Genomic DNA, 8772 nt, shown 5'->3' with positions numbered 1-8772 from the left:
CGGCGGCAGACCCGGCGTCAAGCACACCATGTTCATGGCCGCCCTCACCGCCGCACGCCGCCACCCCGACCTCAACGCCTTCTATCGCCGCCTCCTCGCCAACGGCAAAAAACCCATCGTCGCCACCCTCGCCGTCATGCGAAAACTCATCGTCATCGCCAACGCCAGGCTCAGAGACGCAGCCATCTTCTGAGTTGATGACGGAGGATTGAAGATCGCGGACCAGACCGCCCCTATGCGATAGCCCTGCCGCCAACGCGCTAGGCCCGATCGACATCCGCGATGAGGGATCCTCTTAATCCTTCCACGCCAGCGGCAGGATTGAATATCGATCAGCCCTAGAACCGGTTCTTGCTGAGGCTGCCGAAGCACGGTGAGACTCACGCCGGCTGCCGCCTCGATCACCGCCCGCCGTCGCCGCCCTCGCGCCCGCGCGGCGCCAGGCCATCGCGCAACAGGCTCGCCGCGCTGTCGGCGACGTCATCCACGCCGCGATCCTCATCCCACACGCCGTAGCGGAGGCCGAGGAACACGTTCATGCCCATGATCGCCCAGGCATGCACGTCCGATACGTCGCCGCGCACCTCGCCGCGCGCTGCGGCCGCCGTCAGCCGCGCCTCGATCCGCTCTGCGGTCGAGGCATAATGGCGGCGGAAGCTTTCGGCATCGACGAACTCGGCCTCATCGATGATCCGGTAGATCTCCTTGTGCCGCCGCACGAAGCCGATGAACTGGGCAAGGCCCGCCCGCTCGGCCGCGATGCCGTCGTCCGCCGCCTGGATCGCCGGCGCGACATGATCGCGCACCTGGGCGGAAAGATCGGTGACGAGCGCGCGGAACACCGCGTCCTTCGAATCGAAATAGGTGTAGAAGCTGCCCAGCGCCACGCCGGCGCGCCGCGTGATGGCGCTGATCGACGCATCGTGAAAGCCGCGCTCGCCGAATTCCAGTGCCGCCGCATCGAGCAGCGCGCGCAGCGTCTTGCGGCCGCGCGCCGTCCGCGGCGCCTTTGCAGCCATCGCGTCGTCGCTCCCGGCCGCGTCCTGCCCCTGTGCGCCCGTCATCGCCGCCTCCCCTCACATCCCAAGTTGAATCCTGGTTCAGGTTTCACTATAGCCTTCCCGACAGGCGTACAACCCGGGTCTACCGGACGGCGCCGTGACAGAGGGGATGAAGTCCATGAAGGCGCGCACGTCCACGTTCCTGATGCTCGGTGCGGCCGCGGCGGCGCTGCTCGCCATGCCGGCCGCCGCGCAGGTCGCACCCACCGATACCGCCAGCGACAGCCGCGATGGCGCCGCCGCGGCGCAGACCACGCCCAACACCAGCGACACGCCGGTCGAGGATAGCGGCGATATCGTCGTCACCGCGCGCCGCCGCGCAGAGACGCTGCTGAGCGTGCCGATCGCGGTCACCGCCTTCTCCGCGGACAAGCTGGACAAGATCGGCGCGGTGGACCTCACCGACCTGCAGAACGTCACGCCCAACACGACGCTGAAGGCGGCGCGCGGCACCAATTCGACGCTCGCCGCCTTCATCCGCGGCGTCGGCCAGCAGGATCCGGTGCCGGGATTCGAATCGGGCGTCGGCATCTATCTCGACGATGTCTACCTCAACCGTCCGCAGGCGGCCGTCCTGGATATCTACGACGTCGACCGGATCGAGGTGCTGCGCGGGCCGCAGGGCACGCTCTACGGCCGCAACACGATCGGCGGCGCGGTGAAATACGTCACCAAGCGGCTGCCCGACGATCCCGAGGTGCGGGTAAAGGCCAATTACGGCTCGTACGACCAGGCCGACGGCATCGTCGCTCTGTCAGCGCCGATCGGCGACCTCATCAAGCTGGGCGTCGCCGGGGCGCGGCTCAGCCGCGGCGGCTTCGGGCGCAACACCAACCTCAACATCGACAATTACAACAAGGATATCTGGGCGGCACGCGGCACGGTGGAATTCGAATCGCCCGACACGCGGCTGTTCGTGCGCATCACCGGCGATTACACGCACGACCGGAGCAACCCGCGCAACGGCCATCGGCTGATCCCCGGCCTCCTGTCGGGCGCGCCGGTGCTCACCGACGTGTTCGACACGCGCGCCGGGCTGACCTTCCCCAGGCAGGACATCAAGGCCGGCGGCCTGTCGATGACCGCCAACGCGCAGTTGAGCGATCACCTGACGCTGCGCAGCATCAGCGCGTGGCGCAAGGACGACAGCTTCACGCCGATCGATTTCGATGCCCTGCCCGCCGTCGACGTCGACGTGCCCGCGATCTACCGCAACGAACAGACCAGCCAGGAATTCCAGCTGCTCTACAGCTCGGACCGGCTGAACGGCCTCGTCGGCTATTACTATCTGGGCGCCAAGGCATCGACCGGGTTCGGCGTGCTCTTGTCCACCACTCTGCCCGGCTTCGATGCCTATACGGCGGGCGACGTGCGCACCGAAACCTCGTCGGTCTATGGCGACTTCACCTTCGACTTCACGTCGCAGTTCAGCCTGTCGCTCGGCGGCCGCTATACGTGGGACGAGCGCCAGTCCTACGTATTCAAGGCGAATTACATCGGCCTCACCTCTGAATTCGGCGGCACACCGGTGCCGTTCGGCGCACCGGCGACCAACTTCCGCGGCAAGGCGAACTTCAAGCGCTTCACCCCGCGTGCGTCGCTGAGCTTCAAGCCGGCGGAGGATCACCTGCTGTATGTGTCCTATGCCGAAGGGTTCAAGGGCGGCGGCTTCGATCCGCGCGGCTCGGGCACCTCGGCACCGATCAGCAATCCTGCCGCGGGCCGCACCTATCAGGATATCTACAATTACCTGCTGTTCCGCCCGGAGACGGTGACCAGCTACGAAGCCGGCTACAAGGGCGCCGCATTCGACCATCGGCTGACCTGGGCACTGGCCGGCTTCTACTCGAACTACACCGACGTGCAGGTGCCGGGATCGGTCGGCTGCCTGCAGAACGGCGTCCAGAGCTTCTGCGGCATCACCACCAACGCCGCCAAGGCGCGAATCAAGGGCGTGGAGCTGGAGAGCACCGCCATCCTCGCGCGCGATTTCGCCGGCGCGGGTTCGTCGGTCGCGCTGAACGGCACGCTCGGCTATATCGATGCGCGCTACCGCCGCTTCATCGGCCCGACCGGGGTGGACGTCGCCAACGTCCGCGTCTTCCAGAACACGCCGAAATGGACCGCGTCCGGCACGCTGACCGGGAACGTGCCGGTCGCCGGCGGACTCGTCACCGCCAATTCCACCGTCTCCTACCGCAGCCTCACCCACCAGTTCGAGACGGCGAGCCCGTTCCTCGACCAGCCGGGCTATACCCTGCTCGACGCCGGCATCACCTATGCCTTCGGCGAGGGGCGGCGCTATTCTGTCGGCGTGTACGGCAAGAACCTGACCGACAAGCATTACAAGACCAGCGGCTACCAATATATCAACAGCACGGTCGCCGGCGTGCCGATCCTGACCGCAGCGGGCGGCTACACCCCGACGCTGGGCAAGGAAGGTGTCGCCACCGCCTTCTACGGCAATCCGCGGCAGGTGTTCCTCAGCCTCGGGGCGAAGTTCTAGCGTATCGATCGGTGAACCCGGCTCACCCTGTTCCGTTTGCCCTGAGCCTGTCGAAGGGCGGGCTGCCACAGGCCGTACGTTTGCGGCACGGTGCCCTTCGACAGGCTCAGGGCAAACGGATGAGGTCAAAGCGCACCACGCTGAGGACGCGAACACGCGGATGATCGTCCTCCCTGCCCAGGTGGAATGAAGGTGTGGAACCGGTGGCACACAGGGACGGCCGCACCTGGCAAGCGAAAGGCATGAGCGACGTGACCACCCCCGCCCCCTCCCCCCGCTATCGGGCGCTCGTGCTGGCGATGCTGCTCGTCGTCTACACGTTCAACTTCCTCGACCGGCAGATCCTCGGCATCCTCGCCCAGCCGATCAAGGCGGAGCTGCACCTCAGCGATACCCAGCTGGGCCTGCTCGGCGGCCTCGCCTTCGCGCTGCTCTATTCGACACTGGCGATCCCCCTCGCGCTGGTCGCCGACCGCACCAGCCGCAGCTGGGTCATCACGATCAGCCTGGGCGTCTGGAGCGCCTTCACCGCCTTGTGCGGGCTTGCCACCGGCTTCTGGCAATTCTTTCTGTTTCGGCTCGGCGTCGGCGTCGGCGAGGCAGGCGGCGTGGCGCCGTCCTATGCGATGATCGCCGACTATTTCCCGCCGCAGCAGCGCGGCCGGGCGCTGTCGATCTATTCGCTCGGCATCCCCGTCGGCCTGGCGGCCGGGGCGCTGCTCGGCGGGCTGCTGGCGAGCGCGGTCGACTGGCGCTGGGCGTTCATCGCGGTCGGCCTTGCCGGCGTGGTGCTGGCGCCGATATTCCGCCTGATCGTCAAGGAGCCGCCGCGCGGGCTGTTCGACCCTGCCGCGGTGGCAAAGGCCGAACGGGTGTCGGTGTGGGCGGTGTTCGGCATCCTCGCCGCCAAGCGCAGCTTCTGGCTGATGAGCTTTGCCGCGTCGTTCAGTTCGCTGTGCGGCTATGGCCTCGCCTTCTGGATCCCGTCGGTGCTGATCCGCTCGTTCGGCTTCACGCTGCTCACCGCCTCGCAATATGTCGGGTCGCTGCTGCTGATCGGCGGCACGATCGGCGTGTTCGCCGGCGGCTGGCTCGCCGACCGGCTGGGTGCGGCGGATCGCGGCGTCTATGCCAGGCTGCCGGCGATCGCGTGGCTGGTGACCGTGCCGCTGTTCGCCGCCGGCCTCACCAGCGGATCGGCGACGCTGTCCTGGTTCCTGTTCCTGATCCCCAACGGGCTCAACATCCTGTGGCTGGGGCCGGTGACGACCGCGGTCCAGCATCTGGTGCCGCCGCCGATGCGCGCCACCGCGTCTGCGAGCTTCCTGTTCATCAACAACCTGATCGGCCTGGGGCTGGGATCGCTGGTGATGGGCCGGCTGTCGGACGCGATGACCGCGGCGCATGGCGACGACGCGCTGCGCTATGCGACGACCTATGCGCTGGGCTTCTACCTGGTCGCGGCGGCGCTGATGCTGCTCGCGGTGCGGCCGCTGAGGCGCGATTGGGTGGGCTGAGAAAGAGCGGACTTATTAGCATCTCCACACCGTCATCCCGGCGCACGCCGGGATCCATGGACGGCGCGCCATCGGCGTCGACGCGCCACCGCCAGCCACTCGCCACCATGGATCCCGGCGTTCGCCGGGATGACGGTGGAGGCTGCCGCTACCGCTCGCGCGTCGCGGCGAAGCGAACCTTGCTGTAGCGATCGGCGATATAGCCGACCTCCCATGCGCTCTTCGCCAGGAACACCGGGTTGCCGTCGCGGTCTTTGGCCATCGCCGCGCGGTTGAGGTCGGCGAAGTCCTTGAGGTCGGAGGGGTTCTCCGCCGAGATCCAGCGCGCGGTCTCGAACGGCGCCGGCTCCAGCCCGGCGGCGACCTTGTATTCCACCTCCAGCCGGCTGAGCAGCACTTCCAGCTGCAGCTGGCCGACGACGCCGATGATCCAGTTGGAGCCGATCTCCGGATAGAAGACCTGCGTCACCCCCTCCTCGGCCATGTCGTCGAGCGCCTTGCGCAGCTGCTTGGTCTTGGTCGGGTCCTTGAGCGCCACGCGGCGCAGGATCTCGGGCGCGAAATTGGGCAGGCCGGTGAAGCGCACGTCGGCGCGCTCCGACAGCGTGTCGCCGACGCGCAGCGTGCCGTGGTTGGGGATGCCGATGATGTCGCCGGGAAACGCCTCGTCCGCCACTTCGCGGTTCTGCGCGAAGAACAGGATCGGCGAATGCACCGCGATCGACTTGCCGTGGCCCGTGGGCGTCAGCTTCATGCCGCGCTTGAACGTCCCCGAGCACAGCCGCATGAAGGCGATACGGTCGCGGTGGTTGGGATCCATGTTCGCCTGCACCTTGAAGACGAAGCCGGTCACCTCGTCGTTCTCGGGCGCGACCGGCGCCGGCTCGGCGGGCTGCGGGCGCGGCGGCGGCGCATGCTCGGCGAGCGCACCGATCAGCTCGGCGACGCCGAAGTCCTTCAATGCGGACCCGAAATAGACCGGCGTCAGGTCGCCGTTGCGATACGCCTCGGCATCGAACGCGGCATAGCCCGCCTGCGCCAGCTCGATCTCCTCCGCCCAACGCTCCGAAAGCGCCGGGTCCGCCTCCGTCTTGCCGTGGAAGGCGCGGCTGTCGCCCTCCGGCCGGCTGATGCGGTTGGTGGTGAGGTCGAGCACGCCTTCGAACTCGCCGCCCATGCCGACCGGCCAGCTCATCGGCGCGACGTCCAGCGCCAGCATGTCGGCGATCTCGTCGAGCAGCTCGAACACCGGGCGGCCTTCGCGATCGACCTTGTTGACGAAGGTGATGATCGGCACCGAGCGCAGGCGGCAGACCTCGAACAATTTGCGCGTCTGCGGCTCGATGCCCTTGGCGGCGTCGATCACCATCACCGCCGAATCGACCGCGGTCAGCGTGCGGTAGGTGTCTTCCGAAAAGTCCTCGTGGCCCGGCGTGTCGAGCAGGTTGAAGGTGATGCCGTCCCGCTCGAACGTCATCACCGACGAGGTGACGGAGATGCCGCGCTGCTGCTCGATCTTCATCCAGTCGGATCGCGCGCGCCGGTTCGCCCCGCGCGCCTTCACCTCGCCGGCGAGGTGGATCGCGCCGCCGAAATACAGCAGCTTTTCGGTCAGCGTCGTCTTGCCGGCGTCGGGGTGGGAGATGATCGCGAAGGTACGGCGGGGCGAGGTCACGGGCGGCGAAATCCGAAAGGCGCGCGACTCGGGCGAGCGGCGCGGAAGTTGGCGAAGTTGACACTACGTCGGGGCTGGAATCGCCCGCCGCGGTTCGCCCGCCGGATGAGCGACGAGGTGCAGCGGACGTTGGTCATGCGCGCCCATTGGCAGATTTGCGCGCCGTAGGACAGATGTTTGCGGACCGCGCGCAGGAACCGCAACGTCATCCCCGCGCAGGCGGGGATCCATAGTGGATACCCCTTCGGCTCCTGCGGCACCCGGCGTGATTATGGATCCCCGCCTGCGCGGGGATGACGGCATAGGGAAGCGTCGGCGTAGAGGCTCAAGCCTCCAGCGTCACCTGCAGCGCAATGCGCTTTTCACCGCCGGCCGGCACCTCGAAGATGCCGGGCTTGTCGCGGAACGCGCCGGTATAGCCCTCCGGATCGGCGATGCCGTGCCAGGGCTCGATACAGATGAAGGCCGCGCCCGGCTTGGTCCACACGCCGAGCTTGGGCGTATCGGGAAAGGTGATGCGCAGTTGCGGCCCGGTGGCCGCGCCATAGGTGACGCCCTGCGACCGGACGTGATCCCACACCAGCGCGTCCGCGGTGAACAGGTCGTCGCGCAACGCGAGTTCGCGCCCCTGCAACGGCGAAGGCCGTTCCGCCGCCGCGATCGTGCCGTCGGCGGCGATGGTGCGCAGCGCATCGGGCTCTTCGGCGTCGAACAGGATGCGGTGCGCGGCGCGATCCTCGCCATAGGGCAGCGGCCAGGCGAAGGCGGGATGGAAGCCGAAGCTCGCCGGCATTGGCGCGTCCGCAGGGTTCTCGATCCGCGCCTCGACCCGCAGCGTCGCGTCCTCCAGCGTATAGGTGAGCGACAGCCGGAAGGCGAAGGGATAGGAGGCCCGCGTCTCCTCGCTGTCGGTGAGGACGAAGGTGACGCTGTCGTCCGCCACGGCGGCGACGGCGAAGCGGCTGTGGCGGGCGAAGCCGTGCTTCTTCATCGGGTAGCGTTCGCCATCCACCCGGATCGTCTCGCCATAGGTCATGCCGATCACCGGAAAGAGGATCGGCGCATGCCCGGTCCAGAAGGCGGGATCGGCATCGGTCATCAGCTCGCGGCCATCGGCATCGCGCAGGTGCGTCAGCTCCGCGCCGAACGGGTTGATCGCCGCCGAAAGGCCGGCGGAGCGGATCGTGACGAGATCGGTCATGGCGGGCCTTGTGCTGTGCCGAAGGAAGTACCGCAAGCGGCATGCGGGAGCATGCGATGCGCCCGGATTATCGCGACGCCGTCTCCAGCGCCTGCGCGTTCGCATCGGCGGTTTCGACCTGCATCGCCTGCGCGTCATAGGGCGTCGGCGGCACCCAGCCCTCGGCCGCCGACGCATCGGTGACCAGCACCGGCGTGCCCTTGCTGGTTACGCCGAACAGCTTCCTGGCGAATTCGGTCGGCACGCGGATGCAGCCGTGCGAGGCGGGGAAACCGGGGTTCATGCCCGCGTGGATCGCGACGCCGTCCCAGGTCAGCCGCTGCATGAACGGCATGGGCGCGCTGTCGTAGAGGTTGCTTTTGTGCTTTTCGGATTTCTGCAGGATGGTGAACGTGCCGAGCGGCGTGTCCTTGCCGTCCTTGCCCGTCGACACCGTGGAGGCGGCGATCAGCGTCGGACCGCGGTAGACATAGGCCTTTTGATCCGGGATCGAGATGACGATGCTGACCGGCTCCAGCGAGGCATCGTCCTTCCACAGATAGCGGTTGGGCGCGAGCGTCGTGACCTCGGGTGCCAGCGCGTCGGTGGCGGCCAGCGCGGGCGCCGGCGCGATGGCGAGACCCGCGGCACCGGCGATGAGGAAAGCCAGGTTCAGTGCCCGATTCAACCGTCGCGTCATGTCGTCATCGTCCTTCTCGTCCCGTCCGTCCCCTTCACCTGCGTTAACGCGCGACTCCGCGGTTCGTGCCCTCGGAACGGAGCGACCGGCCGGGCGTGAGTCGCGGCCAACCGTGCAACCGGAACGCCAGTCG

At 67.7% G+C, this 8772-nt stretch carries 6 protein-coding genes and 1 pseudogene; 3 read left to right on the top strand and 4 right to left on the bottom strand.

What is annotated here, in order from left to right; translation table 11 throughout:
- Positions 1–193: pseudogene (locus ACTZQ5_RS11565) on the top strand (hypothetical protein); the annotation flags it as partial.
- Between the two features lie 208 nt (positions 194–401).
- On the opposite strand, the gene ACTZQ5_RS11560 reads toward ACTZQ5_RS11565, so the two are convergent.
- Positions 402–1064 (bottom strand): TetR/AcrR family transcriptional regulator, encoded by a 663-nt coding sequence (locus ACTZQ5_RS11560; RefSeq protein WP_443585338.1) that lies wholly within the window; start codon positions 1062–1064, stop codon positions 402–404.
- 115 nt (positions 1065–1179) lie between these two features.
- On the opposite strand from ACTZQ5_RS11560, the gene ACTZQ5_RS11555 reads away from it, so the two are divergent.
- Positions 1180–3567, top strand: a complete 2388-nt coding sequence (locus tag ACTZQ5_RS11555) for a TonB-dependent receptor (RefSeq protein WP_443585337.1) — start codon at positions 1180–1182, stop codon at positions 3565–3567.
- Between the two features lie 242 nt (positions 3568–3809).
- The gene (locus ACTZQ5_RS11550; protein WP_443585336.1) at positions 3810–5084 is read left to right on the top strand and encodes a spinster family MFS transporter; all 1275 of its coding nucleotides are present in this window, start codon (positions 3810–3812) and stop codon (positions 5082–5084) included.
- A gap of 148 nt (positions 5085–5232) precedes the next feature.
- Here ACTZQ5_RS11550 and ACTZQ5_RS11545 read toward each other — a convergent pair whose 3' ends face one another.
- The 3 genes from ACTZQ5_RS11545 to ACTZQ5_RS11535 all read right to left on the bottom strand — a co-directional run bounded on the left by ACTZQ5_RS11545 (position 5233) and on the right by ACTZQ5_RS11535 (position 8639).
- The gene (locus ACTZQ5_RS11545) at positions 5233–6759 is read right to left on the bottom strand and encodes a peptide chain release factor 3 (RefSeq protein WP_443585335.1); all 1527 of its coding nucleotides are present in this window, start codon (positions 6757–6759) and stop codon (positions 5233–5235) included.
- A gap of 325 nt (positions 6760–7084) precedes the next feature.
- The gene (locus ACTZQ5_RS11540) at positions 7085–7960 is read right to left on the bottom strand and encodes an aldose 1-epimerase family protein (protein ID WP_443585334.1); all 876 of its coding nucleotides are present in this window, start codon (positions 7958–7960) and stop codon (positions 7085–7087) included.
- A 67-nt stretch (positions 7961–8027) separates the two neighbouring features.
- Positions 8028–8639, bottom strand: coding sequence for a L,D-transpeptidase family protein (locus tag ACTZQ5_RS11535; protein WP_443585333.1), 612 nt, complete (start codon positions 8637–8639; stop codon positions 8028–8030).
- Positions 8640–8772: the final 133 nt, after the last annotated feature.

This window comes from Sphingomonas cellulosilytica, assembly GCF_052321755.1.
In the GTDB taxonomy this organism is placed as follows: domain Bacteria; phylum Pseudomonadota; class Alphaproteobacteria; order Sphingomonadales; family Sphingomonadaceae; genus Sphingomonas.
Note: the sequence above shows the minus strand (reverse complement) of the source record. Positions and strands in the feature narration are given on the sequence as shown.

What these genes read in the sequence shown, in the direction of transcription:
- ACTZQ5_RS11535 (WP_443585333.1), bottom strand. Translation starts at nt 8,639, where the DNA reads ATGACGCGACGGTTGAATCGGGCACTGAACCTGGCTTTCCTCATCGCC.
- ACTZQ5_RS11560 (WP_443585338.1), bottom strand. Translation starts at nt 1,064, where the DNA reads ATGACGGGCGCACAGGGGCAGGACGCGGCCGGGAGCGACGACGCGATG.
- ACTZQ5_RS11550 (WP_443585336.1), top strand. Translation starts at nt 3,810, where the DNA reads ATGAGCGACGTGACCACCCCCGCCCCCTCCCCCCGCTATCGGGCGCTC.
- ACTZQ5_RS11555 (WP_443585337.1), top strand. Translation starts at nt 1,180, where the DNA reads ATGAAGGCGCGCACGTCCACGTTCCTGATGCTCGGTGCGGCCGCGGCG.
- ACTZQ5_RS11540 (WP_443585334.1), bottom strand. Translation starts at nt 7,960, where the DNA reads ATGACCGATCTCGTCACGATCCGCTCCGCCGGCCTTTCGGCGGCGATC.